We start from the raw sequence: 26,203 nt of genomic DNA, 5'->3' as shown, positions 1-26,203 counted from the left end.
CCTCTTTCAGAGTCAACCCTGATTTTCAGGATTTTTTCTCTTCAACCGACCGGGTTGTTTGTGAAGTGATTCACATCCGCCGTGTCGATGGAGGCGCATTATAGGGATCCCAGTTTTTAGCACAAGTATTTTTTAGATCTTTTTTTCCAACTGATGATTTTCCGTGCTTTTCGCTGAAAACCCACCCGATCCGCTTAAAAATTGACGCATTTTGCCTTGCCTCGATCCAGGAATACGATCAAAGTCTTCTTTAATAGCGCTCATCTGTATCGAGGTAGATATGTTTGCAGTATTACGTCCTTATAAAGATCTGTTCCCCCAAAAAGGCGATCGCGTGATGATCGATGCCAGCAGCGTGGTCATTGGTGATGTTCGCATGGCCGATGATGTCAGCATCTGGCCACTCGTCGCGATCCGGGGCGATGTTAACTATGTTGCAATCGGTGCACGCACCAATATTCAGGACGGCAGCGTGCTGCATGTGACTCATAAGTCATCTTATAACCCTGAGGGCAATCCGCTCATCATTGGGGAAGATGTTACCGTCGGTCATAAAGTAATGCTCCACGGCTGCACAATCGGTAACAGGGTTCTCGTTGGGATGGGATCGATTTTGCTGGATGGCGTCATAGTAGAAGATGACGTAATGATTGGCGCAGGAAGCCTAGTTCCGCAAAACAAACGCCTGGAAAGTGGCTATCTCTATTTAGGCAGTCCGGTTAAACAGATCCGCCCCCTAAAGGAGGCGGAGATCGAAGGATTGAAATACTCAGCGAACAATTACGTTAAATGGAAGAATGACTATCTGGATCAGGATAACCAGACCCAGCCCTGATCGTCTTCCTGCTGTACGCGGATCAAATCGCTGGCTTCCTCTTCCAGATCCCAGCGATTTTCACAAAAGACCGCTAACGGATCTGAACCACCAAAGCGCTGAAGCAACGTCTCCCCTTTAATCGCACAGGTGAGCTGCATTCCATGCACCAGCACCGGGAAACACACCGCTTGCTTGTTTTCATCCCAGATTTCTCTGTCGGGAAAATGAATCGCCTGATTCATGCCATCAGTTCCTGTTTCAGCTTTTCGATCACCGGTTCTACAGCAGGTAACACGCCATGCCAGAGTAGCACCGCATGAGCCGCCTGCCCCACCAGCATGCCCAGACCATCAGCCACATGTTTTGCCCCCTGTTGTTCGCACCAGGTCAGAAATGGCGTTTTCCCTTTTTGATAAAACATGTCATAGGCGTAGATGTGGGAATGAACCAGGGATGCAGGAATCGCCGGGATCTCTCCATTAATACCGCTTGAGGTGGCATTAATCACAAGATCAAATTCGTGACCCGCGAGATCCTCAAGTGCTACCGCAGCTACGCTGCCTGTGTGTGCGAACAACGCCGCCAGCTCTTCTGCTCTGGAGAAAGTACGGTTGGTGATTGTCACCGCACAATCCAGCGAAAGAAGAGGAAGCAATACGCCGCGCGACGCGCCACCCGCACCGATCAGCAGGATCCGAAAGCCTGGTTTAATAAACGACAGTCGCTCCAGATCGCTGAGTAAACCTATGCCATCGGTGTTATCGCCCAGAAGGCGACCATCTTCGAGCCGCTTAAGAGTATTGACGGCACCAGCGAGCGACGCACGCTCGGTCAGCTCATCCGCACGCCCGAAAGCCTCTTCTTTAAAAGGCACCGTAACGTTCGCACCTTTACCGCCCGCAACAAAAAAGCTATTTAGCGTCGGTAAAAATGCATCAACAGGCGCAAGAACCCGACCATATGGGTGATCTATCTGCAATTGCTCTGCAAACAGCTGATGGATCAGAGGCGACTTGCTGTGCGCGATCGGGTTACCAAAAACAGCATAGGTTTCCATCACATTATCCCTGGCGAAAACGTTCGCCGGTCAAGGCATCGCGAATTTCTGACGGGTTAAGACGGCCACCGGTTTCACCGACGGCTACCGGGAAATCACTCCCGAACTGCGCCAGAACTTCTTCGGTTGTCCGACAGGGGGGAAGCCCGGTCAGGTTGGCGCTGGTTGAAACCAGAGGTTTACCAAATGCCTGGCATAACTCCACCACCAGCGGATGGTCGGTAACGCGTACCGCAAGTGAATCGAAACGCCCGGTTAACCAGCGCGGCGTTGTCGGTTGTGCAGGAAAAACAAACGTCACGGGACCAGGCCACGCAGAGAAAATGGTTTCCCGCTGTGCAGGCGTCAGCATGGAATCATCAATATAAGGCTTAAGCTGCGCGTAGTTCGCAGCGATCAAAATCAATCCTTTTTCGACAGGCCGTTGTTTTAGCGCCAGCAGACGGTTAACGGCGACTTCGCTGTCAGGATCGCACCCGACCCCGAAAACGGCTTCTGTTGGATAGGCGATGACTTCTTCTTTTTTCAGGATTTCCACCGCCTGCGCGATGGAGCCTGATGGCAGGTTATTATTCACTGATTTGATCCGCCGAAACCGGCTTTCCACATTGTTTACTGGCGCAAAAGCGTTTCAAGCCTTGCGCGGTTTTCTTTTCTATAAGTAACGGATAATCGCAATTATGGCAGACGCCCGCTACTGGTTTGAAATTGATAACGAACTGGCATTCAGGATAGCGATCGCACGAATGGAAGGTCTTGCCATAACGAGAGCGGCGCTGCACCAATTGACCACGCTGGCACTGAGGGCAGGCAATTGCCGTTTCATCTGGTTTATCAATTTGTTCCGTATGATCACATTCCGGGTAGCGGCTGCATCCGATAAACATCCCGAACCGCCCCTGCCGCAGCGCCAGTTCGCCGCCGCAGAGCGGACAAAGCTGTCCCTCCAGAATTTTGACGATATGTCCGTCCGCCTGGCTCTTCAGGGAACGGACATAATCACATTCCGGATAGTGTGAACAACCGAGAAACGGACCGTGTTTCCCGGACCGAATAACAAGTTCAGCCCCACACTGTGGGCAGGGCTCGTTTTTATGCACCGTGAAGAGTGCTGATTTGGCCATAACAACTCTTGTTGCTGCACATAGAATTAATGCAGCATACCTTCATTCACTTCAAAGAGTAATTCTTCCATTTGCTGATAGGCATTTTCACAGCCTGGAATGTTGAACAGCACCATCAGGATCACCCATTTCAGATCTTCCAGTTCAAATTCAGCAGTATCCAGCGCCATGACGCGCTCTATCACCATCTCTCTCGTTTCGAGGTTTAGCACCTGAATCTGCTCGAGGAATAAAATGAATCCCCGGCAGCTGGCATCCAGCCTTTCACACTCTTCAGCTGTATAGATGCGCACAGACAATGGGTCAGAAGCAAGCTGCATCGGTTCGGCGAGGCCGTCCTGATAATCAGCCAACTTATCCAGCCACATCAACGCATTATAAATATCTTCCCGCTCAAAACCTGCGTCGGTCAGATCCCGTGTTAATTTGTCCTGATCCACCTGCATTTCTGCTTCGTTGTGGATGTAAGTCTCAAACAAATACATCAGTACGTCGAACATGGCATGCCCTCCTTAATCGGACATAGCCGCCGGGTACAGCTGCGATCCACCCTGCTAACTCCAGTTCGAGTAGCTGTGCTACCGTTACTGGCACAGGTTGGCCGGCACGTTCAGCGACAACGTCAACAGGTGTTACCTCATCTCCTACGTTAGCCAGGAGCTTGGGAAATGGCAATGCTACGGCCTCCTGATCCGATGAAATATGTCGCTTTTGGAGATCATCCTGCAACCAATGCAATCCATACTGCAAATTTTCCAGGATATCCTCTTTACAGGTCACCAGCGTCGCCCCCTGTTTTATCAGCCAGTGAGGGCCTTCGCAGCCAGGGTTCCCCAACGGGCCGGGCAGCGCAAAAACTTCACGCCCCTGCTCCAGTGCGCACCTTGCAGTAACCAGCGATCCACTTCGAATCGCAGCTTCGACCACCAGCACGCCCTGGCTTAACCCGCTGATGATCCGGTTACGCCGTGGAAAGTTACCCGGTCTGGGCGATGTCGAAAGTGAAAACTCAGATACTATCGCCCCCTCAGAAGCGATAAGTTGCTCAGCCAGAATGTGATGACGACGCGGATAGAGACTAAAAAGACCATTGCCAAGCACGGCGACACTTTGCCCTTTTGCTGACAACGCCGCATGATGTGCCACACCGTCGATGCCGCAAGCCAGGCCACTGGTGATCGTAAAGCCACATTGGGACAGCTGTTCACTGAGCATTTTCCCCCAACGCTCGCCGTACCACGAGGGCGCACGGCTGCCCACAACCGCAAGCTGCATGCTATTAAGCACGTCGACGCGGCCTCGCACAAAGAACGCCCCGGGAAAATCAGGTATAGAACGCAACAATGGCGGAAAACGAGGATCATCCGCCGTGAGAAGGTGGTTGTCGGTGTGTTCAAGCCATTCCAGACTACGTTCAAGCTCACTCTCGCTGAACGAAAAAAACTTTACGGCATGTTTGGGCGAAAGCCCTGCCGCGTTGACAGCTTCAGCATCAACGGTTGCCTGGCGAAGCAGCCTCTGCGCAATCTCCAGCATCGCGTCACCGTATAACGACCCGATGTTTATAAGCCGTAACCATATCTCTGTGGACGTCATCCTTTTCCCTGCCATAAGCAGCCTCAGCAATCTTTGCGATTGGTCACTGATGCTGTCAATCGACCGGGGATTTGTCTAGAATAGAAGTAATATTCTTATCAACTCCTGAACACGACTCTGGAAATTTATGGCAGTTTTGCAAGTGTTACATATTCCTGACGAGCGTCTTCGCATCGTCGCGGAACCGGTTAAAGAAGTGAATGCAGAAATTCAGCGTATCGTCGATGATATGTTCGATACCATGTACGCTGAAGAAGGCATTGGCCTGGCGGCGACCCAGGTAGACATTCACAAGCGTATTATCGTGATCGACGTTTCTGAAAATCGCGATGAGCGTCTGGTGCTGATCAACCCTGAACTGCTTGAAAAAAGCGGCGAAACAGGCATTGAGGAAGGCTGTCTGTCTATCCCTGAACAGCGCGCTTTGGTGCCACGTGCCGAAAAAGTTAAAATTCGCGCACTGGATCGTGACGGCAATCCGTTTGAGCTGGAAGCCGACGATCTGCTGGCGATTTGCATTCAGCATGAGATGGATCACCTGGTCGGTAAACTGTTTATCGATTACCTCTCACCTCTGAAGCAACAGCGTATTCGTCAGAAAGTTGAGAAACTGGATCGTTTGCGTTCTCGCGCTTAACGCCCCCCGGATACAAGGAATAACGTGTCTACATCACTACGTATAATCTTCGCTGGTACCCCTGATTTTGCAGCGCGTCATCTCGACGCGCTGCTATCGTCTGGTCATCAGATTGTTGGCGTATTTACTCAGCCGGATCGACCGGCTGGCCGCGGTAAAAAACTGATGCCTGGCCCGGTTAAAGTACTGGCAGAAACGCATGGTTTACCGGTATTCCAGCCAGCGTCATTACGACCTGAGGAAAACCAGCAGTTAGTGGCAGACCTGAACGCTGACGTGATGGTAGTTGTGGCTTACGGCCTCATTCTGCCAAAAGCGGTACTCGATATGCCCCGCCTGGGCTGTGTTAACGTTCATGGTTCTTTGCTCCCACGCTGGCGCGGTGCAGCCCCTATTCAGCGCGCTCTGTGGGCAGGCGATGCTGAAACTGGCGTGACAATCATGAAGATGGACGTAGGTTTAGACACGGGCGACATGCTGTATAAACTGGCGTGTTCCATTACCGCAGAAGATACCAGCGCCACGCTGTATGACAAGCTGGCGGCTCTCGGTCCGCAGGGGCTGATTGAGACGTTGCAACAGCTTGCTGACAATACAGCGACACCTGAAGTGCAGGATGAGGCACAGGTGACCTATGCTGAAAAACTGAGTAAAGAAGAAGCCCGGATCGACTGGTCCCTGTCAGCAGCTCAACTCGAACGCTGCATCCGCGCCTTTAATCCGTGGCCGATGAGCTGGTTGATGATTGATGAGCAGCCAGTGAAAGTCTGGAAAGCTTCAGTTATTAACGGCAATACATCAGCAGAGCCCGGTACGATTATCGACGCCAGCAAAAACGGTATCCAGGTTGCGACCGGAGAAGGGATCCTGAATCTTGAATCGCTGCAACCGGCCGGTAAAAAGGCAATGAGCGCGCAGGATCTATTAAATTCCCGTCGTGAATGGTTCATCCCTGGCAATCGTCTTGCCTGAACAAATTTACTCTTAAGGCCCGGTGTTTCCGGGCATTTTTATTTTTACGGTTATGAAAAGACAAAATCTACGCACTATGGCGGCTCAGGCCGTTGAGCAGGTTATTGAGCAGGGCCAGTCACTGAGTAATGTCCTGCCTCCACTGCAACAAAAGGTTTCCGATAAAGATAAAGCGCTGCTTCAGGAGCTGTGCTTTGGCGTGCTGCGTACCCTCTCTCAGCTTGAATGGTTAATTAATAAGCTGATGTCACGCCCGATGAGCGGCAAGCAACGTACCGTGCATTATTTGATCATGGTCGGTTTCTACCAGCTTCTTCATACCCGCATTCCACCTCATGCTGCGCTGGCTGAGACAGTGGAAGGTGCCGTTGCGATTAAACGTCCCCAGCTGAAAGGATTGATTAACGGCGTGCTGCGTCAGTTCCAGCGTCAGCAGGACGAACTGCTGGCAGAATTTGCGCAAAGCGAAGCGCGCTTCCTGCATCCAGAATGGCTGCTGAATCGCCTTAAAAAAGCCTACCCACAGCAATGGCAAGACATTGTGAATGCCAATAACCAACGTCCGCCGATGTGGTTACGCGTCAATCGTAACCATCATACCCGCGACGCATGGCTGGCCCTGCTGGAAGAGACCGGAATGAGCGGCTTCACACACGCGGCTTATCCTGATGCGGTTCGTTTAGCCTCCCCTGCACCGGTACATGCATTACCCGGTTTTGAAGAGGGCTGGGTAACGGTACAGGACGCATCCGCTCAGGGGTGCATGGCCTGGCTTGAACCGAAAGACGGGGAGCAGATCCTTGATCTTTGTGCAGCGCCAGGGGGAAAAACAACGCACATTCTGGAAGTGGCGCCGCAGGCCTGCGTGATGGCCGTGGATGTTGATGAGCAGCGTCTTTCACGCGTCTATGACAACCTCAAGCGTCTGGGTATGAAAGCACAGGTTAAGCAAGGCGATGGACGTAAACCCGCAGACTGGTGTGGTGATACCCGGTTCGATCGTATTTTGCTGGACGCCCCCTGCTCTGCAACCGGCGTAATTCGTCGTCATCCCGATATCAAATGGCTGCGTCGCGATCGTGATATCAAGGAGCTTGCCCAGTTGCAATCCGAAATTCTGGATGCCATCTGGCCGCATCTCAAACCCGGCGGAACCCTGGTGTATGCAACCTGCTCTGTTCTTCCGGAAGAAAACAGTCAGCAAATTGCGGCTTTCCTGAAGCGCACCCCGGACGCGACGCTGCATGATACGGGAACACCTGAGCACCCGGGTCTGCAAAACCTGCCGGGCGCAGAAGAGGGTGATGGCTTCTTTTACGCTAAGCTAATCAAAGAGTGATGTTGAGAACAGGTCACGAAAGATGAAAATTATCATTCTGGGCGCAGGGCAAGTTGGCGGAACGCTGGCGGAAAATCTCGTGGGCGAAAACAACGATATCACCATTGTGGATACCAATGGCGATCGCCTGCGCGTTTTGCAGGACAAGTTTGATCTTCGTGTTGTGCAGGGGCACGGCTCTCATCCTCGAGTGCTTCGTGAGGCGGGCGCGGACGATGCCGACATGCTGGTTGCAGTAACCAGTTCTGATGAAACCAACATGGTTGCATGCCAGGTGGCCTACTCGCTGTTCAACACACCGAACCGCATCGCCCGCATTCGCTCCCCGGACTATGTCCGGGATGCGGAAAAGCTGTTTAATTCCGAAGCAGTACCTATCGACCATCTTATTGCCCCTGAGCAGTTGGTTATCGACAGTATTTATCGTCTGATTGAGTACCCGGGCGCGTTGCAGGTTGTGAACTTTGCTGAAGGGAAAGTAAGCCTGGCGGTCGTGAAGGCTTATTACGGCGGCCCGCTGATTGGTAATGCCCTGTCGACAATGCGCGAGCATATGCCACATATCGATACGCGTGTTGCGGCGATTTTCCGTCACGACAGACCTATTCGTCCGCAAGGTTCCACCATTGTCGAAGCCGGGGATGAAGTCTTCTTTATTGCGGCTTCTCAGCATATCCGTGCGGTGATGAGTGAACTTCAGCGTCTCGAAAAACCGTATAAACGTATTATGCTGGTTGGCGGCGGTAATATTGGCGCAGGTCTGGCGAGACGGCTGGAAAAAGACTACAGCGTGAAGCTGATCGAACGAGATCAACAGCGCGCGTCGGAGCTGGCTGAAAAACTTCAGAATACTATCGTGTTTTATGGCGATGCTTCGGATCAGGAATTGCTGGCCGAAGAGCATATCGATCAGGTTGATCTTTTTATTGCCGTCACCAACGACGACGAAGCGAATATTATGTCCGCCATGCTCGCTAAACGTATGGGGGCGAAAAAAGTAATGGTGCTTATCCAGCGTAAGGCTTATGTCGACCTGGTACAGGGTAGCGTAATTGATATTGCTATTTCACCCCAGCAAGCCACCATCTCTGCCCTGCTAAGCCATGTGCGTAAAGCGGATATTGTCGGCGTGTCGTCTCTGCGTCGTGGTGTTGCTGAAGCCATTGAAGCCGTCGCTCACGGGGATGAAACGACGTCGCGCGTTGTTGGTCGCGCGATCGACGAAATTAAACTTCCACCAGGCACCATTATCGGCGCCGTAGTGCGAGGTAACGATGTCATGATCGCCAATGATAATTTACGTATCGAGCAGGGTGACCACGTTATTATGTTCCTGACCGATAAAAAATTTATTACCGACGTCGAGCGTTTATTCCAGCCAAGTCCATTCTTCCTGTAATGATTTGGGTGCTCAGACAAGAGCACCCAAATATTAACCTTCTAATTTTCATGCCTTTTATTTTCATAACGATTATTTATCCCCAATGGCAATTAGCTAATCATTTGTTAAACTTATAGGCGTCAGCTGGCACAAGGAGAACATAATGAGTTTTATTAAAGAGTTTCGCGAATTTGCGATGCGCGGGAATGTAGTGGATTTGGCTGTGGGTGTCATTATTGGTGCGGCGTTCGGTAAGATCGTTTCATCATTAGTCGCCGACATTATTATGCCGCCGTTAGGACTGTTGATTGGAGGCATTGATTTCAAACAATTCGCCTTCACCCTTCGGGAAGCTCAGGGCGATATCCCTGCGGTTGTAATGCACTACGGCGTATTCATTCAGAACGTATTTGATTTCGTGATCGTGGCATTTGCCATTTTCATGGCGATCAAACTTATCAACAGACTTAACCGTAAAAAAGAAGAACCGGCTGCTGCCCCGCCAGCACCAACTAAAGAAGAAGTCTTACTGACTGAAATTCGCGATCTGTTAAAAGAGCAGAATAACCGCGTTTAATCAGGCGACAGAAACAGAAAGGCCAGTGGTAAAAAAGCGATTAGCTTGCTTGCCACTGGCCTCCCAGTTACCCCGTTGTGCATGTTTACCTTTACGTAAATAACTCCCTTTTCCTTTCTTGTTCTTCTCAACTCGCTGTCTGAAAAGTGGGTCGTGAAGCAATGCCTCAATGGCGTTATCCTTAATGTGTCCCTTAGTATGCTGATAGCGGCTCATCATTTCTCCTGAGCATAGTTAATGTCGGCGGGAGTCTAGTCCCTGGCTAATAAAAAATCAACAACCCTGAGCTTCACTACTGGCACCCTGTTCAAGTGCTTCCAGTATTGAGCAATAAACACTGCTGTGAGCGGTACCGCAGCACGCGTCATTTAACCTTTGCAGAGATCGCTGCATGGCTTGCAGTTCCTGAATGCGTCCTTCAACTTCATCCAGCCGGGCCTGAACGATGCTTTTAGATTCCTGACACGTATGATGTTCAGGATCGATACGGATCGACAGCAGTTCACGGATCGACTCAAGCGTGAAGCCGAGTTGCCGTGCATAGCGGATAAAACGAAGGCGTTGCAGGTCGTTATCCGTATAAAGGCGAAATCCACCTTCCGTTCTGACCTCATGATCGATCATCTGCTGCTTTTCGTAGTAGCGGATAGTATCCGGCGTTACGTTAGCAAGCTTCGCAAGTTCACCTATGCGGTACATGGCTACTCCTTGTTTATTTTTTGTATTAACCTTTCACTGTACTCACCATGCAAAAAGTCAGTATTCATTCCCGTCTGGCGCAGTTTTAGCTCGATGAGCGCCAACCGACGACTGATTTCAGAGTACCGCGGGTCATTCTTATGAATGCCTTTAAGCAGATCGGCAAGCTCGACGGCTTCATTACGTTGCTGAAGCTCAGGCGGTAAACAACCTGCGTTTTTCAGTAAGCGATAACCGGCCCGTAATTCAGGGGGAATATGTGAATCATCGTCCAGAATCAGCGGCTCACCGCTGCCGGGAAGATTTTCGAACTCGCCTTTGTTTTGGGCATCGCAAATATGGCGTTCAGCCCACTGATCGAGCAACCACATAATGAACTCCAGGGGGTGAGCAGAAAAGATACAGACATTGTAGATAAGTGGAGATTCTGCGGATATAAAAAAACCCGCCGAGGCGGGTTTTTTTACGTTACTACAGATTACTCTGCAGCAGCTTCTGCTTTCTCTGAACGATCAACCAGCTCGATGTAAGCCATCGGCGCGTTGTCGCCTGCACGGAAGCCACACTTCAGAATGCGAGTGTAACCACCGGCACGGCTCGCGAAACGCGGGCCCAGTTCGTTAAACAGTTTTGCCACGATCTCGTTATCACGAGTACGGGCGAATGCCAGACGACGATTAGCAACGCTGTCAGTCTTGGCAAGAGTAATCAGCGGCTCAACTACGCGACGCAGCTCTTTCGCTTTAGGCAGGGTCGTCTTGATGATTTCATGACGAACCAGTGAACCTGCCATGTTGCGGAACATAGCCTGGCGATGGCTGCTGTTGCGGTTCAGTTGACGACCACTCTTACGATGGCGCATGACCTTATCCTTCTCAGTAAAACCTTAACCTGTGATCCGGTTACTCGTCAGCAATGCTTGCCGGTGGCCAGTTTTCCAGGCGCATGCCCAGAGACAGACCACGTGAAGCCAGCACGTCTTTAATCTCGGTAAGAGATTTTTTACCCAGGTTCGGCGTTTTCAGCAACTCAACCTCGGTACGCTGTACCAGATCACCGATATAGTGGATAGCTTCTGCCTTGAGGCAGTTAGCAGAGCGGACAGTCAATTCCAGATCGTCAACAGGGCGCAGCAGGATCGGATCGAATTCTGGTTTCTCTTCTTTCACTTCCGGCTGACGTACATCACGTAAGTCAACGAAAGCTTCCAGTTGTTCTGCCAGGATGGTTGCCGCACGACGAATCGCCTCTTCAGGATCGATTGTGCCATTGGTTTCCATTTCGATGACCAGCTTGTCCAGGTCGGTACGCTGTTCTACACGCGCTGCTTCAACATTGTAGGCAATACGCTCTACAGGGCTGTAGCATGCGTCGACCAGCAGACGGCCGATTGGGCGCTCATCTTCTTCCGAATGAATTCGGGCAGAAGCCGGCACATAACCACGACCGCGCTGAACTTTGATACGCATGCTAATAGCTGCGTTCTCATCGGTCAGGTGGCAGATCACGTGCTGCGGCTTGACGATTTCAACATCACCGTCGTGGGTGATGTCGGCTGCAGTCACAGGGCCAATGCCAGATTTATTCAGAGTAAGAATAACTTCATCTTTACCCTGAACTCTCACCGCCAGCCCTTTCAGGTTGAGCAGGATTTCAAGGATATCTTCCTGAACGCCTTCTTTGGTGCTGTACTCATGAAGTACACCATCAATCTCAACCTCGGTCACCGCGCAACCCGGCATCGATGAGAGCAGAATACGGCGCAGTGCGTTACCCAGAGTATGGCCAAAGCCACGCTCTAAAGGCTCAAGGGTCACCTTGGCGTGCGTCGAACTCACTTGCTCGATATCTACCAGGCGCGGTTTTAGAAACTCTGTCACAGAACCCTGCATTGTGTCCTCTCTTTGGTACTAAGCTTTACTTGGAGTAAAGCTCGACGATCAGGTGTTCGTTAATGTCCGCAGACAGATCAGAACGTTCCGGCTGACGCTTGAACGTACCTTCCATCTTGCCAGCATCAACTTCCAGCCAGGTTGGCTTTTCACGCTGCTCAGCCAGCTCCAGAGCGGCTTTCACGCGAGATTGCTTTTTCGCTTTCTCACGAATGCTAACAACGTCATTCGCTTTAACCTGATAAGAAGCGATGTTAACAACACGACCGTTTACCATGATTGCTTTATGGCTAACCAGCTGGCGTGATTCAGCACGAGTCGCGCCGAAGCCCATACGGTATACAACGTTGTCCAGACGACCTTCCAGCAGAGCCAGCAGGTTTTCACCTGTGTTGCCTTTCAGACGTGCTGCTTCTTTATAGTAGTTACGGAACTGACGCTCCAGCACACCGTAGATACGGCGAACTTTTTGCTTTTCACGCAACTGCACACCATAGTCAGACAGACGCGGTTTACGCGCACCGTGCTGGCCAGGAGCTTGTTCAATTTTACACTTGGTATCGATCGCGCGAACGCCAGACTTAAGGAATAAGTCGGTGCCCTCACGACGGCTCAGCTTGAGCTTAGGACCCAAATATCTTGCCATTTTCTATCTCCAACTAACCTAAAAAACGAGCGTTATACGCGACGTTTTTTCGGCGGACGACAACCGTTATGAGGGATCGGAGTCACATCAGTAATATTCGTGATGCGGAAACCAGCGGCGTTCAGAGCGCGAACAGTAGATTCACGACCCGGACCCGGACCTTTAACCATAACTTCCAGATTCTTGATGCCGTATTCTTTTACGGCTTCAGCGCAACGCTCTGCTGCAACCTGAGCTGCGAACGGAGTGGATTTGCGAGAACCACGGAAACCGGAACCACCGGCTGTTGCCCAACCCAATGCGTTACCCTGACGATCAGTAATAGTAACGATGGTGTTGTTGAAAGAAGCATGGATATGAGCCACGCCGTCAGAGACTTGTTTTCTTACACGTTTACGTGCACGAACTGGTGCCTTTGCCATTATTCAATCACCCCGATTATTTCTTGATCGGTTTGCGCGGACCCTTACGGGTACGTGCGTTGGTCTTAGTACGCTGACCGCGTACTGGCAGACCACGACGATGACGCAAACCGCGATAGCAACCAAGATCCATCAGGCGCTTGATGCTCATGCTGATTTCACGGCGCAGATCACCTTCAACGACAAATTTGGCAACTTCGTCACGCAGCGTGTCGATTTGTTCTTCAGACAGCTCACTGATCTTAACATCTTCAGCGATACCCGCTGCAGCCAGAATGGCTTTAGAACGGGTCTTGCCGACGCCGTAGATCGAAGTTAATGCGATCACAGCATGTTTCTGATCAGGAATGTTAATGCCTGCTATACGGGCCACTATGCACTCCTACTATTTAATATGTACGCACCATGCTGAAAAGCCCGTTTTCAGGATACTCAAATGGAAACGTACAGACATACAAAAGATTGGCTGGCTAATCTAGCCAGCTCAACCCAACTTTGCAAGAAAAATATGCGAAATAATCAGCCTTGGCGCTGTTTATGCTTCGGCTCGGCACTGCAAATCACACGGATGACACCATCACGCTTAACGATTTTGCAGTTACGGCATAATTTCTTGACGGAAGCACGAACTTTCATTTTTACTCTCCGTAACTTCTCAGGCGACCAGTTAGCGGCCGTAGCCTTTCAGGTTCGCCTTCTTCAATGCAGACTCATACTGACTGGACATCATCAGAGTTTGCACTTGAGCCATAAAGTCCATAATCACGACAACAACGATAAGCAGTGAGGTCCCACCGAAGTAGAACGGTACTTTCATTGCATCACGCATGAACTCCGGGATCAGGCAGATAAAAGTAATATAAAGCGCACCAACCAAAGTCAGACGAGTCATTACTTTATCGATATACTTCGCCGTTTGCTCTCCCGGACGAATTCCTGGTACAAATGCACCGGACTTCTTCAGGTTATCTGCTGTTTCACGCGGGTTGAAGACCAACGCCGTGTAGAAGAAACAGAAGAAGATGATCGCAGACGCATAGAGTAACACATAAAGTGGTTGCCCAGGCTGCAAATACAGCGAAATTGTTGTCAGCCAGTTCCAACCAGTACCGCCCCCGAACCATGACGCGATGGTTGCCGGGAACAGAATAATACTGGAAGCGAAGATAGCCGGGATAACCCCCGCCATATTCACTTTCAGCGGTAAATGTGTGCTCTGTGCAGCATAGACACGACGACCCTGCTGACGTTTAGCGTAGTTCACCACAATGCGGCGTTGACCACGTTCAACGAAGACAACAAAGAACGTCACTGCAAATACTAATACTGCAACCAACAGCAACAGGAGGAAGTGCAGGTCGCCTTGACGCGCTTGCTCGATAGTATGGGCGATGGCCGGCGGGAGACCCGCAACGATACCGGCGAAGATAATGATTGAGATACCGTTACCGATACCTCGTTCAGTAATCTGTTCGCCGAGCCACATCAGGAACATGGTCCCTGTGACCAGACTTACAACAGCGGTGAAATAGAATGCAAAGCCTGGGTTTAATACCAGGCCCTGCATACCAGGCATATTCGGAAGACCGGTAGCAATACCGATCGACTGGAATATTGCCAGCACCAGAGTGCCGTAACGGGTGTACTGGCTAATCTTACGACGTCCAGACTCCCCTTCTTTCTTCAACTCTGCCAGGGCCGGATGAACGACCGTCAGCAGCTGGATAATAATTGATGCCGAAATGTACGGCATAATACCCAGTGCGAAAATAGAAGCACGGCTGAGAGCACCACCAGAGAACATGTTGAACATTTCAATGATGGTGCCTCGCTGTTGCTCAAGCAGTTTGGCAAGTACAGCGGCATCAATACCAGGGATCGGAATAAAAGAGCCAATACGGAACACAATCAGCGCGCCGATTACAAACAGCAGTCTGCGTTTCAGCTCGCCAAATCCACCTTTGGCACTTTGAAAATCTAATCCCGGTTGCTTAGCCATCTGCTACTTATTCCTCAATTTTACCGCCAGCAGCTTCGATAGCAGCACGAGCACCTTTAGTAACACGCAGGCCACGAACAGTTACCGGAGTAGAAACTTCACCAGCCAGGATCACTTTCGCGAACTCGATCTGGATACCGATAATGTTAGCCACTTTCAGCGTGTTCAGGTCTACAACGCCGCCTTCAACTTTCGCCAGGTCAGACAGACGGATTTCCGCTGTGATCGCTGCTTTGCGAGAGGTGAAGCCGAACTTCGGCAGACGACGGTACAGTGGCATCTGGCCACCCTCGAAACCGCGACGTACGCCACCGCCAGAACGAGAGTTCTGACCTTTGTGACCACGACCACCGGTTTTGCCGAGGCCAGAACCGATACCACGACCCAGGCGTTTACCCGCCTTTTTAGAGCCTTCGGCCGGAGACAGAGTATTTAAACGCATCTCTTACTCCTCAACTTTAACCATGAAGTAAACCGCGTTGACCATACCACGAACAGCAGGAGTATCCTCGCGCTCAACGGTATGACCAATACGACGCAGACCCAGGCCAAGCAGCGTTGCCTTGTGTTTCGGCAGACGACCGATTGCACTGCGGGTTTGAGTGATTTTAATAGTCTTTGCCATGGTCAATTACCCCAGAATTTCTTCAACGGATTTACCACGCTTGGCAGCGACCATTTCTGGAGAATTCATATTTTCCAGGCCATCAATAGTTGCACGAACCACGTTGATCGGGTTGGTGGAACCATATGCTTTAGCCAGAACGTTATGAACTCCAGCAACTTCCAGAACGGCGCGCATTGCACCACCGGCGATGATACCGGTACCTTCGGAAGCTGGCTGCATGAATACACGAGAACCCGTGTGAACACCTTTAACTGGGTGTTGCAGGGTACCGTTGTTCAGCGCGACGTTAATCATATTGCGACGGGCTTTTTCCATCGCTTTCTGGATCGCTGCTGGAACTTCACGCGCTTTACCGTAACCAAAACCAACGCGACCGTTGCCATCACCCACTACAGTCAGAGCTGTGAAGGAGAAAATACGACCACCTTTAACGGTTTTAGATACGCGGTTTACCGCGATCAGCTTTTCCTGCAGTTCGCCAGCCTGTTTTTCGATGTGAGCCATCTTACACCTCTACCTTAGAACTGAAGGCCAGCTTCACGGGCAGCATCTGCCAGTGCCTGGACACGACCATGATATTGGAACCCGGAACGGTCAAAGGAAACATTGCTGATGCCTTTTTCCAGAGCGCGTTCAGCGACAGCTTTACCTACAGCTGCTGCGGCGTCTTTGTTACCGGTATACTTCAATTGTTCTGAGATAGCTTTTTCTACAGTAGAAGCAGCTACCAGAACTTCAGAACCGTTCGGTGCAATTACCTGTGCGTAAATATGACGCGGGGTACGATGTACCACCAGGCGAGTTGCACCCAGCTCTTTGAGCTTGCGGCGTGCGCGGGTCGCACGACGGATACGAGCAGATTTCTTATCCATAGTGTTACCTTACTTCTTCTTAGCCTCTTTGGTACGCACGACTTCGTCGGCGTAACGAACACCCTTGCCTTTATAAGGCTCAGGACGACGGTAGGCGCGCAGATCTGCTGCAACCTGACCGATCAGCTGTTTATCAGCGCCTTTCAGCACGATTTCAGTCTGAGTCGGGCATTCTGCAGTGATACCGGCCGGCAGCGGATGCTCAACAGGGTGTGAGAAGCCCAGAGACAGGCCTACTGCATTCCCTTTGATAGCTGCACGATAACCTACACCAACCAGCTGAAGCTTTTTAGTGAAGCCTTCGGTAACACCAACAACCATTGAGTTCAGCAGGGCACGCGCGGTACCAGCCTGAGCCCATCCATCCACGAAACCATCACGTGGACCGAAGGTCAGAGCGTTATCTGCATGTTTAACTTCAACAGCTTTGTTGAGGGTACGAGTCAGCTCGCCGTTTTTACCTTTGATCGTAATAACCTGACCGTCGATTTTTACATCAACGCCGGCAGGAATAACGACCGGTGCTTTAGCAACACGAGACATTCTTTCCTCCGATTAGGCTACGTAGCAGATAATTTCGCCACCAAGACCAGCCTGGCGCGCTGCACGATCAGTCATAACACCTTTAGAGGTAGAAACAACTGCGATACCAAGACCAGCCATTACTTTTGGCAGCTCATCTTTTTTCTTATAGATGCGCAGGCCTGGGCGGCTGACACGCTGAATGCTTTCTACAACAGCTTTACCCTGGAAATACTTGAGAGTAAGTTCCAGTTCCGGCTTGGTGTCGCCTTCAACTTTAAAATCTTCGATAAAACCTTCTTCCTTCAGCACGTTGGCAATTGCCACTTTCAGCTTGGCGGAAGGCATGGTGACCGCAACTTTGTTCGCGGCCTGACCGTTACGGATACGGGTCAGCATATCCGCGATCGGATCTTGCATGCTCATCTGTCTTTACTCCCGTGATTCAATTGGTAATTACCAGCTAGCCTTTTTCAAGCCTGGTACTTCACCGCGCATGGCGGCTTCACGCAGTTTGATACGGCTCAACCCAAACTTGCCCACATAACCATGTGGACGACCTGTTTGACGACAGCGGTTACGCTGACGAGACGGGCTGGAATCACGCGGCAGAGACTGCAGCTTGAGAACCGCATTCCAACGATCTTCGTCGGAAGCGTTCACATCAGAAATGATCGCTTTCAGTTCAGCGCGTTTAGCGAAGAATTTATCAGCTAAAGCTACGCGCTTTACTTCGCGTGCTTTCATTGATTGCTTAGCCATTCAGTAACCCTACCTTACTTGCGGAACGGGAAGTCAAAGGCAGCCAGCAGAGCACGGCCTTCTTCATCAGATTTCGCAGTAGTGGTAATGGTAATATCCAAACCACGCACGCGGTCGACTTTATCGTAGTCGATTTCTGGGAAGATGATCTGCTCACGGACACCCATGCTGTAGTTACCACGACCGTCGAAAGACTTAGCGGACAAGCCACGGAAGTCACGGATACGTGGAACAGCAATAGTGATCAGGCGCTCAAGGAACTCCCACATGCGTTCGCCACGCAGAGTTACTTTACAGCCGATCGGATAGCCCTGACGGATTTTGAAGCCTGCAACAGATTTGCGTGCTTTGGTGATCAGCGGTTTTTGACCGGAGATTGCTGTCAGGTCAGCTGCTGCGTTATCCAGCAGTTTCTTGTCAGCGATCGCTTCACCAACACCCATGTTCAGGGTGATCTTCTCGACCCGAGGGACTTGCATGACAGAATTGTAGTTAAACTCAGTCATGAGTTTGTTAACTACTTCGTCTTTGTAGTAATCATGCAGTTTCGCCATCGTACTACTCCAAATTACTTGATAGTTTCGCTGTTAGACTTGAAGAAACGGACTTTTTTACCGTCTTCGAATCTAAAGCCTACACGGTCAGCCTTACCGGTAGCCGCATTGAAGATTGCAACGTTAGAAACCTGAATAGCAGCTTCTTTTTCAACGATGCCGCCTGGTTGGTTCAGGGCCGGAACCGGCTTCTGATGTTTCTTAACCAGGTTGATACCTTCAACGACGAGTTTGCCGGAAGACAGAACATTTTTTACTTTACCGCGTTTACCTTTATCTTTACCGGTTAACACGATAACTTCGTCATCACGACGGATTTTCGCTGCCATGATTCGCTCCTTAGAGTACTTCTGGTGCCAGAGAGATAATTTTCATGAACTTCTCAGTACGAAGTTCACGAGTTACCGGCCCAAAGATACGCGTGCCGATAGGCTGCTCGCTGTTATTGTTTAAAATAACGCATGCATTACCATCGAAGCGAATGACAGAACCGTCAGGGCGACGAACACCCTTCTTGGTGCGCACCACTACCGCCTTCAGCACATCACCTTTTTTGACCTTACCACGTGGAATTGCTTCCTTGATGGTGATCTTGATGATGTCGCCTACGCCTGCGTAGCGACGGTGCGAGCCACCCAGAACCTTGATACACATTACGCGACGTGCACCGGAGTTGTCGGCGACGTTCAGCATAGTCTGTTCTTGGATCATTTTAGTGCTCCGCTAATGTCAACTACTACCTGAGACTCTAAAATCAGAGCCGTTAAAAAGCCCCATATCGAGGGCGCGGCATTATAACACCGCTTCTGCAATATGGGTAGAAAAAATAAACGGCTCATCGCTGAGCCGTTTATTCGTATTGAGAATGCGTACTCTATTACAGAACCGCTTTCTCTACAACGCGAACCAGCGTCCAGGACTTAGTCTTGGACAGTGGACGGCATTCACGGATTTCAACCTTGTCGCCGATACCACATTCGTTGTTCTCGTCATGTACGTGCAGTTTGGTCGTACGCTTGATGAATTTACCGTAGATCGGGTGTTTCACAAAACGTTCGATAGCTACAACAATGGATTTCTCCATTTTATCGCTAACAACACGACCTTGCAGAGTACGGATTTTATCGGTCATTACGCACCCGCCTTCTGAGTCAGTAAAGTCTTAACGCGCGCAACATTGCGACGCACTTGCTTCAGCAGGTGAGTCTGTTGCAGCTGGCCACTTGCAGCCTGCATACGCAGGTTGAACTGCTCACGCAGCAGGTTCAGCAGCTCAGCGTTCAGCTCTTCAACGCTTTTTTCACGCAGCTCTTTTGCTTTCATTACATCACCGTCTTAGTTACAAAGGTGGTTTTGATAGGCAGTTTCGCTGCTGCCAGGCCGAAGGCTTCACGGGCCAGCTCTTCCGGAACACCGTCCATTTCATAAAGGACTTTGCCCGGTTGGATCAAGGCAACCCAGTACTCCACGTTACCTTTACCTTTACCCATACGAACTTCCAGTGGCTTCTCGGTGATCGGTTTGTCCGGGAATACACGGATCCAGATCTTACCTTGACGCTTAACTGCACGGGTCATTGCACGACGTGCTGCTTCGATCTGACGTGCAGTCAGACGACCACGGCCAACAGCTTTCAGACCGAAAGTGCCGAAGCTAACATCCGTACCCTGCGCCAGACCACGGTTGCGGCCTTTGTGCACTTTACGGAATTTTGTACGCTTTGGTTGTAACATCAGCGACGCTCCTTATTTACGGCCTTTACGCTGCTGCTTTTTAGGTTGAGCAGCCGGTTTTTCCGGTTGTTCAACAGCAGCCATACCACCCAGGATCTCACCTTTGAAGATCCATACCTTAACGCCGATTACACCGTAAGTGGTGTGCGCTTCAGAGGTGTTGTAGTCGATGTCAGCACGCAGAGTGTGCAGCGGTACGCGACCTTCGCGGTACCATTCGGTACGTGCGATTTCCGCGCCGCCCAGACGGCCGCTAACTTCAACTTTGATACCTTTAGCGCCCAGACGCATTGCGTTCTGTACAGCACGCTTCATAGCACGACGGAACATAACACGACGTTCCAGCTGAGAAGTGATGCTGTCAGCAACCAATTTAGCGTCCAGTTCAGGCTTACGAACTTCAGCGATATTGATCTGTGCAGGAACGCCAGCGATATCCGCTACGACCTTGCGCAGTTTTTCTACGTCTTCGCCTTTCTTACCGATAACGATGCCAGGACGAGCAGTGTGAATAGTCACACGGATGCTCTTCGCTGGACGCTCGATAACGATACGAGATACAGACGCTTTAGCCAGTTCCTTAGTCAGGTACTGACGTACTTTAAAATCGCTGTCCAGGTTGTCAGCGAATTCTTTGGTGTTCGCAAACCAGGTAGAGTTCCATGGTTTTACAATACCCAGGCGAATACCATTAGGATGTACTTTCTGACCCATTGCTAGTCTCCAGAGTCTCAGCGATCGGACACAACCACAGTAATGTGGCTGGTGCGCTTCAGGATGCGATCTGCACGACCTTTCGCACGCGGCATAATGCGCTTCATGCTTGGGCCTTCATCTACGAAAATTTTCGCGACTTTCAGATCGTCGATGTCAGCGCCATCGTTGTGTTCAGCGTTAGCAATGGCAGATTCCAGTACTTTCTTGACCAATACCGCAGCTTTCTTGTTGGTATAGGTCAGGATGTCCAGGGCCTGCGACACTTTCTTACCGCGAATCAGGTCAGCAACAAGGCGAACCTTCTGTGCAGAAGAACGAGCATGGCGATGTTGAGCTAAAGTTTCCATCTCTTCCTCCTACCTTATTTCTTCTTCGCTTTTTTATCAGCAGCGTGGCCGCGATAAGTACGAGTCGGTGCGAATTCACCCAGTTTGTGACCAACCATTTCGTCGGTAACAAAGACTGGAACGTGCTGACGACCATTATGGACAGCGATGGTCAAACCGATCATGTTAGGAAAGATCGTTGAACGACGGGACCAAGTGCGCAGGGGCTTCTTGTCTCCGCTTTCCACCGCTTTCTCTACCTTCTTCAGCAAGTGCAGGTCAATAAAAGGACCTTTCTTGAGAGAACGTGGCATGGCTTATCCTCTAAAATTATTTGCTACGGCGACGTACGATAAATTTATCAGTACGCTTGTTGCTGCGGGTCTTCTTACCTTTGGTCTGAACGCCCCACGGAGATACCGGGTGCTTACCAAAGTTACGACCTTCACCACCACCATGTGGGTGGTCGACTGGGTTCATCGCAGTACCGCGAACGGTAGGACGAACACCACGCCAGCGTGCAGCACCTGCTTTACCCAGAACGCGCAGCATATGCTCAGCATTGCCAACTTCGCCCAGAGTAGCGCGGCAGTCTGCTTCGACTTTACGCATTTCACCAGAACGCAGACGCAGGGTGACATAAGCACCATCACGCGCAACGATCTGAACGTAAGTACCCGCGGAACGCGCCAGCTGACCGCCTTTACCTGGTTTCATTTCTACGTTATGAACGGTAGAACCAACCGGGATATTGCGCATCGGCAGGGTGTTGCCTGCTTTGATTGCAGCATCAACGCCAGACTGAATCTGGTCGCCAGCTTTCAGGCCTTTAGGGGCCAGGATGTAACGGCGTTCGCCGTCTTTGTACAGAACCAGCGCGATGTTCGCGGAACGGTTCGGATCGTACTCAAGACGTTCAACAACTGCTGGGATACCGTCTTTGTTGCGTTTGAAGTCAACAATACGATAAGCCTGCTTGTGGCCACCACCGATGTGACGAGTGGTGATACGGCCATTGTTGTTACGACCACCGGATTTGCTGTTTTTTTCCAGCAACGGAGCAAAAGGTTTGCCCTTGTGCAGCTCAGGGTTAACCACTTTAACTACGTGGCGACGACCCGGAGATGTCGGTTTACATTTAACAACTGCCATTGTATTACTCCTCCGACTTACTCAGCGCCGCCAACGAAGTCCAGGTTCTGGCCTTCTTTCAGGGTGACGTAAGCTTTTTTCCAGTCGCTACGACGACCGATACGCTGTCCGTGACGTTTAACTTTCCCTTTAACTACCAGGGTGTTAACGACTTCGACTTCGACTTCAAACAGTTTCTGCACAGCAGCTTTGATCTCTGCTTTGGTCGCGTCTTTAGCAACTTTGAGAACGATGGTGTTTGTTTTTTCCATCGCAGTAGACGCTTTTTCAGAAACGTGCGGTGCGCGCAGCACCTTCAGCAGACGTTCTTCACGAATCATGCCAGCATCTCCTCAACTTGCTTAACAGCATCAGCAGTCATTACGACTTTGTCGAAGGCGATCAGGCTAACCGGGTCGATACCAGTCGCGTCGCGTACGTCAACCTTGTGCAGGTTACGCGCGGCCAGGAACAGGTTCTCGTCCAGCTCACCGGTGATGATCAGCACATCTTCCAGAGCCATGTCTTTCAGTTTCTGTGCCAGCAGCTTAGTTTTAGGCGCTTCAACAGAGAACTTCTCGACAACGATCAGACGATCCTGACGTACCAGTTCGGACAGAATGCTTTTCAGCGCGCCGCGGTACATCTTTTTGTTAACTTTTTGACTGTGGTCCTGTGGACGCGCAGCGAAGGTCACGCCACCTGAACGCCAGATCGGGCTCTTGATAGAACCTGAACGCGCACGGCCGGTACCTTTCTGGCGCCATGGCTTTTTGCCTGAACCAGTTACTTCAGCACGAGTCTTCTGAGCACGAGTACCCTGACGAGCACCAGCTGCATAAGCAACAACAACCTGGTGAACCAGCGCTTCGTTGAAATCACGACCGAAGGTAGTTTCGGAAACAGTCAGCGCGCTCTGCGCGTCTTTCAATACTAATTCCATTGCTATCCCCTTACGCCTTCACAGCTGGTTTAACGATCAGGTCGCTACCGGTTGCACCCGGGACCGCACCTTTAACCAGCAGCAGGTTGCGCTCAGCGTCAACACGTACTACGTCCAGGCTCTGAACGGTTACACGTTCGTTGCCCAGCTGACCTGCCATTTTCTTGCCTTTGAACACTTTGCCCGGAGTCTGGTTCTGACCGATAGAACCCGGAACGCGGTGAGACAAGGAGTTACCGTGAGTAGCGTCCTGGGTACGGAAGTTCCAGCGCTTAACGGTACCAGCAAAACCTTTACCTTTAGAGGTACCGGTTACGTCAACTTTTTTAACGTCAGCAAACAGCTCAACGCTAATGTCCTGACCTACGGTGAACTCTTCGCCTTCAGCAAGACGGAATTCCCACAGACCACGGCCAGCTTCAACGCCAGCTTTAGCGAAGTGACCCGCTTCTGGTTTGGTTACACGGTTAGCTTTTTTAGCACCAGTGGTAACCTGAATAGCGCGGTAGCCATCGTTAGCCAGATCTTTAACCTGAGTAACGCGGTTTGCTTCAACTTCGATTACGGTTACTGGGATAGAAACGCCATCTTCAGTGAAGATGCGGGTCATACCCACTTTTTTACCGACTAAACCAATCATTGTTTCAACCTCTCAATCGCTCGATGACCTGATTAACCCAGGCTGATCTGCACGTCTACACCGGCAGCCAGATCCAGACGCATCAGAGCATCAACGGTTTTCTCAGTTGGCTCAACGATGTCAACCAGACGCTTGTGAGTGCGGATTTCGTACTGATCACGCGCATCTTTGTTAACGTGCGGAGAGATCAGAACGGTAAAGCGCTCTTTGCGGGTCGGCAGCGGGATCGGACCACGGACTTGCGCACCAGTGCGCTTAGCAGTCTCGACGATTTCCGCGGTTGATTGATCGATCAGACGATGATCAAACGCTTTAAGGCGGATACGGATTCTTTGGTTCTGCATGAGACCAGAGCTCCAATTATTTTATAAACGAAAATGATTACTCCTCAAACCCATTACGATTGATGGGAGAGTGTAACCGTTCTTACGTAGCTCCCCAATTGGGAGCATTGTTGAGTAACAAAGTGAGCTACTCTGGTTCAGATTGAACCCGCCGTCAATTACGACAAGCCCGCGCATTATACGTAAATCTGGGGAAGACGCAAGTGCCGTTTAGAAATTAAGCGCTAAAGACGTACTCTGCGTAAGGCCTCGCATTTTTTTATGCAAAGTATCCCTTCTCAACTCTTTGTCTGAAGCCGCTACGCAATTGCTGTTTTTGCACATTGCCGGACATGTAGATTATTACGAGTATGCGCTCAAACCGTTTTGAGGCTTTCGCTATGCTACTGTCCCTCCCCTTTCTGCTGATCTATTTTGCTTTATCGGCCTTGCTTGTTCGCACCGATATTCGCACGGGGCTTCTTCCCGATAAATTTCTTTGCCCGCTGCTATGGACCGGCCTGCTTTACCAGCTCTGCCTCCATCCTGATTTTTTGCCGAGCGCGGTGGTGGGTGCGATGGCAGGATACGCCGGATTCGCCGTTATCTATTGGGGATATCGGCTCATCTGCCGACGTGAAGGTATGGGATATGGCGACATAAAATATCTGGCGGCGCTGGGGGCATGGCATGGCTGGTGTGTACTGCCAGTACTGGCACTCGTAGCCGCGTTAATGGCTCTGCTGTATCTGGTTGCTTTCTCGTTGTTTACTCCTGATAAGCAGGCATTAAAAAACCCACTGCCTTTTGGGCCATTTCTGGCGGCAGCGGGTTTATGCGTTGGCTGGGAAAGCCTGATTAACTTTCCACTTTGATCTGAGACTGAAGGTAGTTCTGTAGGCCAATTTTGCTAATGAGATCCAGTTCGGTCTCAAGCCAGTCGATGTGCCCTTCTTCATCGGCCAGGATCTGGATCATCATATCGCGGCTGACGTAGTCATGTACGCTGTCCGCATAGGCAATGGCTTCACGCAGGTCTTTTGCACCCTCCAGCTCCAGCCGGAGATCAGAACGCAGCATCTCTTCGACATCTTCTCCGATGCCCAGTTTTCCGAGATCCTGTAGGTTAGGAATGCCTTCGAGGAATAAAATACGCTCAATGTATTTATCGGCGTGTTTCATTTCATCAATGGACTCATGGTATTCAACATCGTTGAGGCGAGTCAGTCCCCAGTTTTTGAACATTCTTGCATGGAGAAAATACTGATTGATTGCGACAAGCTCATTTCCCAATAATTTATTGAGATAACTTATGATTTTAACATCACCTTTCATTATATAGTCCCTCCGCTTCCACTCATTGAAGCGTAGATCGGGCTACGGGGATGTCAAAAAAAAGATAGAGGCTTACGCGATCTCTTTGAATTCCGGGATCTGCATCAGTTCGTCCTGCATGATCTCACGCGCTGCGCGAACGCATTTACCGCATTGATTTCCCACCGGAACAAACTTGCGAAGCTGCTGGAAAGATTGTGGTTGAAACTGGCGAACGGCCTGACGAATTTTTTTGTCGCTTACACCATTACATAAACAAACGTACATAAAGACTCCCGTTCAAAATATGCGCAAAGTGTAAGTGAGAATGGTTATGATTACAATAGCACAGGCGCCGGAATACGTGGCGGGAGAAAACAAAAAATGCGAATTTTTATGACAGCGACTTTACGGTAGAAAACAAAAAAGGACGCCGAAGCGTCCTTTTTATTTCAGGGATAATTAATTAGCCCAGAACTTTAGCAACAACGCCCGCGCCAACGGTACGGCCGCCTTCACGGATTGCGAAACGCAGACCGTCGTCCATCGCGATTGGGTGGATCAGAGTCACAACCATCTT

The 26,203-nt window shown here is 50.6% G+C and carries 47 protein-coding genes; 7 read left to right on the top strand and 40 right to left on the bottom strand.

Annotated elements, in window-relative coordinates; genetic code table 11:
- Positions 1–280 precede the first annotated feature (280 nt).
- The gene (locus ACOTXD_RS21680; RefSeq protein ID WP_003863357.1) at positions 281–835 is read left to right on the top strand and encodes a gamma carbonic anhydrase family protein; all 555 of its coding nucleotides are present in this window, start codon (positions 281–283) and stop codon (positions 833–835) included.
- On the opposite strand, the gene ACOTXD_RS21675 is transcribed toward ACOTXD_RS21680, so the two are convergent.
- Genes ACOTXD_RS21675 through dprA form a run of 6 tightly spaced genes read right to left on the bottom strand, consistent with a single transcriptional unit; the run spans position 811 to position 4,594 of the window.
- On the bottom strand, positions 811–1,059 hold the full coding sequence (locus tag ACOTXD_RS21675; RefSeq protein ID WP_003863356.1) for a DUF1488 domain-containing protein: 249 nt from the start codon (positions 1,057–1,059) through the stop codon (positions 811–813). The genes ACOTXD_RS21680 and ACOTXD_RS21675 overlap by 25 nt on opposite strands.
- Entirely contained in the window at positions 1,056–1,874 is an 819-nt protein-coding gene (gene aroE, locus ACOTXD_RS21670; protein WP_023314927.1) for a shikimate dehydrogenase, read from the bottom strand. The genes ACOTXD_RS21675 and aroE overlap by 4 nt, the downstream gene beginning before the upstream one ends.
- A 4-nt stretch (positions 1,875–1,878) precedes the next feature.
- On the bottom strand, positions 1,879–2,451 hold the full coding sequence (gene tsaC, locus ACOTXD_RS21665; RefSeq protein WP_003863353.1) for an L-threonylcarbamoyladenylate synthase type 1 TsaC: 573 nt from the start codon (positions 2,449–2,451) through the stop codon (positions 1,879–1,881).
- Positions 2,444–2,998 carry a topoisomerase DNA-binding C4 zinc finger domain-containing protein gene (locus ACOTXD_RS21660; RefSeq protein WP_023323810.1) on the bottom strand — a complete coding sequence of 185 codons (555 nt, stop codon included), beginning with the start codon at positions 2,996–2,998 and terminating at the stop codon, positions 2,444–2,446. The genes tsaC and ACOTXD_RS21660 overlap by 8 nt, the downstream gene beginning before the upstream one ends.
- Positions 2,999–3,024: 26 nt before the next feature.
- Positions 3,025–3,498 carry a DUF494 family protein Smg gene (smg, locus tag ACOTXD_RS21655; RefSeq protein WP_000460665.1) on the bottom strand — a complete coding sequence of 158 codons (474 nt, stop codon included), beginning with the start codon at positions 3,496–3,498 and terminating at the stop codon, positions 3,025–3,027.
- Positions 3,470–4,594, bottom strand: a complete 1,125-nt coding sequence (dprA, locus tag ACOTXD_RS21650) for a DNA-protecting protein DprA (protein ID WP_126501552.1) — start codon at positions 4,592–4,594, stop codon at positions 3,470–3,472. The genes smg and dprA overlap by 29 nt, the downstream gene beginning before the upstream one ends.
- Before the next feature lie 127 nt (positions 4,595–4,721).
- On the opposite strand from dprA, the gene def reads away from it, so the two are divergent.
- The 5 genes from def (at position 4,722) to mscL (ending at position 9,500) form a co-directional block, all read left to right on the top strand.
- A complete protein-coding gene (gene def / locus ACOTXD_RS21645; RefSeq protein ID WP_006812188.1) occupies positions 4,722–5,231 on the top strand; it encodes a peptide deformylase in 510 nt (169 codons plus the stop codon).
- Between the two features lie 24 nt (positions 5,232–5,255).
- Positions 5,256–6,203, top strand: coding sequence for a methionyl-tRNA formyltransferase (gene fmt, locus ACOTXD_RS21640; protein WP_023314929.1), 948 nt, complete (start codon positions 5,256–5,258; stop codon positions 6,201–6,203).
- 52 nt (positions 6,204–6,255) lie between these two features.
- Positions 6,256–7,542 carry a 16S rRNA (cytosine(967)-C(5))-methyltransferase RsmB gene (gene rsmB, locus ACOTXD_RS21635; protein ID WP_126501550.1) on the top strand — a complete coding sequence of 429 codons (1,287 nt, stop codon included), beginning with the start codon at positions 6,256–6,258 and terminating at the stop codon, positions 7,540–7,542.
- Positions 7,543–7,564: 22 nt separating this feature from the next.
- On the top strand, positions 7,565–8,941 hold the full coding sequence (gene trkA / locus ACOTXD_RS21630) for a Trk system potassium transporter TrkA (RefSeq protein ID WP_003863337.1): 1,377 nt from the start codon (positions 7,565–7,567) through the stop codon (positions 8,939–8,941).
- Positions 8,942–9,086: 145 nt separating this feature from the next.
- A complete protein-coding gene (gene mscL / locus ACOTXD_RS21625) occupies positions 9,087–9,500 on the top strand; it encodes a large-conductance mechanosensitive channel protein MscL (protein WP_003863335.1) in 414 nt (137 codons plus the stop codon).
- On the opposite strand, the gene ACOTXD_RS21620 is transcribed toward mscL, so the two are convergent.
- The 31 genes from ACOTXD_RS21620 to rpsJ all read right to left on the bottom strand — a co-directional run bounded on the left by ACOTXD_RS21620 (position 9,501) and on the right by rpsJ (position 24,330).
- Positions 9,501–9,716, bottom strand: coding sequence for an alternative ribosome-rescue factor A (locus tag ACOTXD_RS21620; protein WP_003863329.1), 216 nt, complete (start codon positions 9,714–9,716; stop codon positions 9,501–9,503).
- A 57-nt stretch (positions 9,717–9,773) separates the two neighbouring features.
- Positions 9,774–10,199, bottom strand: coding sequence for a Zn(2+)-responsive transcriptional regulator (zntR, locus tag ACOTXD_RS21615; protein ID WP_022651944.1), 426 nt, complete (start codon positions 10,197–10,199; stop codon positions 9,774–9,776).
- 2 nt (positions 10,200–10,201) lie between these two features.
- Positions 10,202–10,570 carry a DUF1992 domain-containing protein gene (locus ACOTXD_RS21610; protein WP_023314932.1) on the bottom strand — a complete coding sequence of 123 codons (369 nt, stop codon included), beginning with the start codon at positions 10,568–10,570 and terminating at the stop codon, positions 10,202–10,204.
- A 107-nt stretch (positions 10,571–10,677) separates the two neighbouring features.
- Entirely contained in the window at positions 10,678–11,061 is a 384-nt protein-coding gene (gene rplQ / locus ACOTXD_RS21605; protein ID WP_001216368.1) for a 50S ribosomal protein L17, read from the bottom strand.
- Positions 11,062–11,101: 40 nt separating this feature from the next.
- Positions 11,102–12,091, bottom strand: coding sequence for a DNA-directed RNA polymerase subunit alpha (locus ACOTXD_RS21600; protein ID WP_002919219.1), 990 nt, complete (start codon positions 12,089–12,091; stop codon positions 11,102–11,104).
- Positions 12,092–12,116: 25 nt separating this feature from the next.
- Complete coding sequence (rpsD, locus tag ACOTXD_RS21595; protein ID WP_003863314.1) at positions 12,117–12,737, bottom strand: 30S ribosomal protein S4; 621 nt, start codon at positions 12,735–12,737, stop codon at positions 12,117–12,119.
- Positions 12,738–12,769: 32 nt separating this feature from the next.
- On the bottom strand, positions 12,770–13,159 hold the full coding sequence (gene rpsK / locus ACOTXD_RS21590) for a 30S ribosomal protein S11 (protein WP_003863312.1): 390 nt from the start codon (positions 13,157–13,159) through the stop codon (positions 12,770–12,772).
- A 16-nt stretch (positions 13,160–13,175) separates the two neighbouring features.
- Positions 13,176–13,532 (bottom strand): 30S ribosomal protein S13, encoded by a 357-nt coding sequence (gene rpsM / locus ACOTXD_RS21585; protein WP_003863308.1) that lies wholly within the window; start codon positions 13,530–13,532, stop codon positions 13,176–13,178.
- A gap of 146 nt (positions 13,533–13,678) precedes the next feature.
- Positions 13,679–13,795 carry a 50S ribosomal protein L36 gene (gene rpmJ / locus ACOTXD_RS21580; RefSeq protein ID WP_000868187.1) on the bottom strand — a complete coding sequence of 39 codons (117 nt, stop codon included), beginning with the start codon at positions 13,793–13,795 and terminating at the stop codon, positions 13,679–13,681.
- A 31-nt stretch (positions 13,796–13,826) separates the two neighbouring features.
- A complete protein-coding gene (gene secY / locus ACOTXD_RS21575) occupies positions 13,827–15,158 on the bottom strand; it encodes a preprotein translocase subunit SecY (RefSeq protein ID WP_003863305.1) in 1,332 nt (443 codons plus the stop codon).
- Positions 15,159–15,165: 7 nt separating this feature from the next.
- Complete coding sequence (gene rplO, locus ACOTXD_RS21570) at positions 15,166–15,600, bottom strand: 50S ribosomal protein L15 (protein WP_126501548.1); 435 nt, start codon at positions 15,598–15,600, stop codon at positions 15,166–15,168.
- A gap of 3 nt (positions 15,601–15,603) precedes the next feature.
- Positions 15,604–15,783, bottom strand: coding sequence for a 50S ribosomal protein L30 (gene rpmD / locus ACOTXD_RS21565; RefSeq protein ID WP_003863301.1), 180 nt, complete (start codon positions 15,781–15,783; stop codon positions 15,604–15,606).
- Between the two features lie 6 nt (positions 15,784–15,789).
- Complete coding sequence (gene rpsE / locus ACOTXD_RS21560) at positions 15,790–16,290, bottom strand: 30S ribosomal protein S5 (RefSeq protein WP_003863299.1); 501 nt, start codon at positions 16,288–16,290, stop codon at positions 15,790–15,792.
- Positions 16,291–16,304: 14 nt separating this feature from the next.
- Positions 16,305–16,658 carry a 50S ribosomal protein L18 gene (gene rplR, locus ACOTXD_RS21555; protein ID WP_003863297.1) on the bottom strand — a complete coding sequence of 118 codons (354 nt, stop codon included), beginning with the start codon at positions 16,656–16,658 and terminating at the stop codon, positions 16,305–16,307.
- 9 nt (positions 16,659–16,667) lie between these two features.
- Positions 16,668–17,201 carry a 50S ribosomal protein L6 gene (gene rplF / locus ACOTXD_RS21550; protein WP_003863296.1) on the bottom strand — a complete coding sequence of 178 codons (534 nt, stop codon included), beginning with the start codon at positions 17,199–17,201 and terminating at the stop codon, positions 16,668–16,670.
- 12 nt (positions 17,202–17,213) lie between these two features.
- On the bottom strand, positions 17,214–17,606 hold the full coding sequence (rpsH, locus tag ACOTXD_RS21545) for a 30S ribosomal protein S8 (RefSeq protein ID WP_006178918.1): 393 nt from the start codon (positions 17,604–17,606) through the stop codon (positions 17,214–17,216).
- Positions 17,607–17,636: 30 nt separating this feature from the next.
- A complete protein-coding gene (gene rpsN / locus ACOTXD_RS21540; RefSeq protein WP_003863291.1) occupies positions 17,637–17,942 on the bottom strand; it encodes a 30S ribosomal protein S14 in 306 nt (101 codons plus the stop codon).
- Between the two features lie 14 nt (positions 17,943–17,956).
- Positions 17,957–18,496: a 50S ribosomal protein L5 gene (rplE, locus tag ACOTXD_RS21535; RefSeq protein WP_003863290.1), complete on the bottom strand. Its 540-nt coding sequence runs from the start codon at positions 18,494–18,496 to the stop codon at positions 17,957–17,959.
- Positions 18,497–18,510: 14 nt separating this feature from the next.
- Positions 18,511–18,825 (bottom strand): 50S ribosomal protein L24, encoded by a 315-nt coding sequence (gene rplX, locus ACOTXD_RS21530; protein ID WP_003863287.1) that lies wholly within the window; start codon positions 18,823–18,825, stop codon positions 18,511–18,513.
- Positions 18,826–18,835: 10 nt separating this feature from the next.
- On the bottom strand, positions 18,836–19,207 hold the full coding sequence (gene rplN / locus ACOTXD_RS21525) for a 50S ribosomal protein L14 (RefSeq protein WP_002919748.1): 372 nt from the start codon (positions 19,205–19,207) through the stop codon (positions 18,836–18,838).
- Between the two features lie 166 nt (positions 19,208–19,373).
- On the bottom strand, positions 19,374–19,628 hold the full coding sequence (gene rpsQ, locus ACOTXD_RS21520) for a 30S ribosomal protein S17 (RefSeq protein WP_002438707.1): 255 nt from the start codon (positions 19,626–19,628) through the stop codon (positions 19,374–19,376).
- The gene (rpmC, locus tag ACOTXD_RS21515) at positions 19,628–19,819 is read right to left on the bottom strand and encodes a 50S ribosomal protein L29 (protein ID WP_003863282.1); all 192 of its coding nucleotides are present in this window, start codon (positions 19,817–19,819) and stop codon (positions 19,628–19,630) included. The genes rpsQ and rpmC overlap by 1 nt, the downstream gene beginning before the upstream one ends.
- Positions 19,819–20,229, bottom strand: coding sequence for a 50S ribosomal protein L16 (gene rplP, locus ACOTXD_RS21510; protein WP_002919759.1), 411 nt, complete (start codon positions 20,227–20,229; stop codon positions 19,819–19,821). Before rplP ends, rpmC begins: the two co-directional genes overlap by 1 nt.
- Positions 20,230–20,241: 12 nt before the next feature.
- Positions 20,242–20,943 (bottom strand): 30S ribosomal protein S3, encoded by a 702-nt coding sequence (rpsC, locus tag ACOTXD_RS21505; protein WP_000529945.1) that lies wholly within the window; start codon positions 20,941–20,943, stop codon positions 20,242–20,244.
- Positions 20,944–20,960: 17 nt separating this feature from the next.
- A complete protein-coding gene (gene rplV / locus ACOTXD_RS21500) occupies positions 20,961–21,293 on the bottom strand; it encodes a 50S ribosomal protein L22 (protein WP_002919773.1) in 333 nt (110 codons plus the stop codon).
- 14 nt (positions 21,294–21,307) lie between these two features.
- Positions 21,308–21,586, bottom strand: a complete 279-nt coding sequence (rpsS, locus tag ACOTXD_RS21495) for a 30S ribosomal protein S19 (RefSeq protein WP_001138117.1) — start codon at positions 21,584–21,586, stop codon at positions 21,308–21,310.
- Between the two features lie 16 nt (positions 21,587–21,602).
- Entirely contained in the window at positions 21,603–22,424 is an 822-nt protein-coding gene (gene rplB, locus ACOTXD_RS21490) for a 50S ribosomal protein L2 (protein ID WP_008457150.1), read from the bottom strand.
- Between the two features lie 17 nt (positions 22,425–22,441).
- Positions 22,442–22,744, bottom strand: a complete 303-nt coding sequence (rplW, locus tag ACOTXD_RS21485; RefSeq protein WP_000617546.1) for a 50S ribosomal protein L23 — start codon at positions 22,742–22,744, stop codon at positions 22,442–22,444.
- A complete protein-coding gene (gene rplD / locus ACOTXD_RS21480; protein WP_000424395.1) occupies positions 22,741–23,346 on the bottom strand; it encodes a 50S ribosomal protein L4 in 606 nt (201 codons plus the stop codon). The genes rplW and rplD overlap by 4 nt, the downstream gene beginning before the upstream one ends.
- A gap of 10 nt (positions 23,347–23,356) precedes the next feature.
- Positions 23,357–23,986, bottom strand: coding sequence for a 50S ribosomal protein L3 (gene rplC / locus ACOTXD_RS21475; RefSeq protein ID WP_003863274.1), 630 nt, complete (start codon positions 23,984–23,986; stop codon positions 23,357–23,359).
- A 32-nt stretch (positions 23,987–24,018) separates the two neighbouring features.
- Entirely contained in the window at positions 24,019–24,330 is a 312-nt protein-coding gene (gene rpsJ, locus ACOTXD_RS21470) for a 30S ribosomal protein S10 (protein WP_001181005.1), read from the bottom strand.
- A gap of 380 nt (positions 24,331–24,710) precedes the next feature.
- On the opposite strand from rpsJ, the gene ACOTXD_RS21465 reads away from it, so the two are divergent.
- A complete protein-coding gene (locus ACOTXD_RS21465) occupies positions 24,711–25,184 on the top strand; it encodes a prepilin peptidase (RefSeq protein WP_003863271.1) in 474 nt (157 codons plus the stop codon).
- Here ACOTXD_RS21465 and bfr read toward each other — a convergent pair.
- From bfr to ACOTXD_RS21450, 3 genes are all read right to left on the bottom strand, one after another.
- A complete protein-coding gene (gene bfr, locus ACOTXD_RS21460) occupies positions 25,168–25,644 on the bottom strand; it encodes a bacterioferritin (protein WP_003863270.1) in 477 nt (158 codons plus the stop codon). The two genes, ACOTXD_RS21465 and bfr, sit on opposite strands and share 17 nt — an antisense overlap.
- A gap of 72 nt (positions 25,645–25,716) precedes the next feature.
- Positions 25,717–25,911, bottom strand: a complete 195-nt coding sequence (bfd, locus tag ACOTXD_RS21455) for a bacterioferritin-associated ferredoxin (protein WP_003863268.1) — start codon at positions 25,909–25,911, stop codon at positions 25,717–25,719.
- A 178-nt stretch (positions 25,912–26,089) separates the two neighbouring features.
- On the bottom strand, positions 26,090–26,203 hold a 114-nt coding region (locus ACOTXD_RS21450), incomplete at its 5' end, for an elongation factor Tu (RefSeq protein WP_000607214.1).

Origin of the sequence: Enterobacter cloacae complex sp. CDL013, assembly GCF_049238805.1 — a bacterium.
GTDB lineage: Bacteria > Pseudomonadota > Gammaproteobacteria > Enterobacterales > Enterobacteriaceae > Enterobacter > Enterobacter hormaechei_C.
Note: the sequence above shows the minus strand (reverse complement) of the source record. Positions and strands in the feature narration are given on the sequence as shown.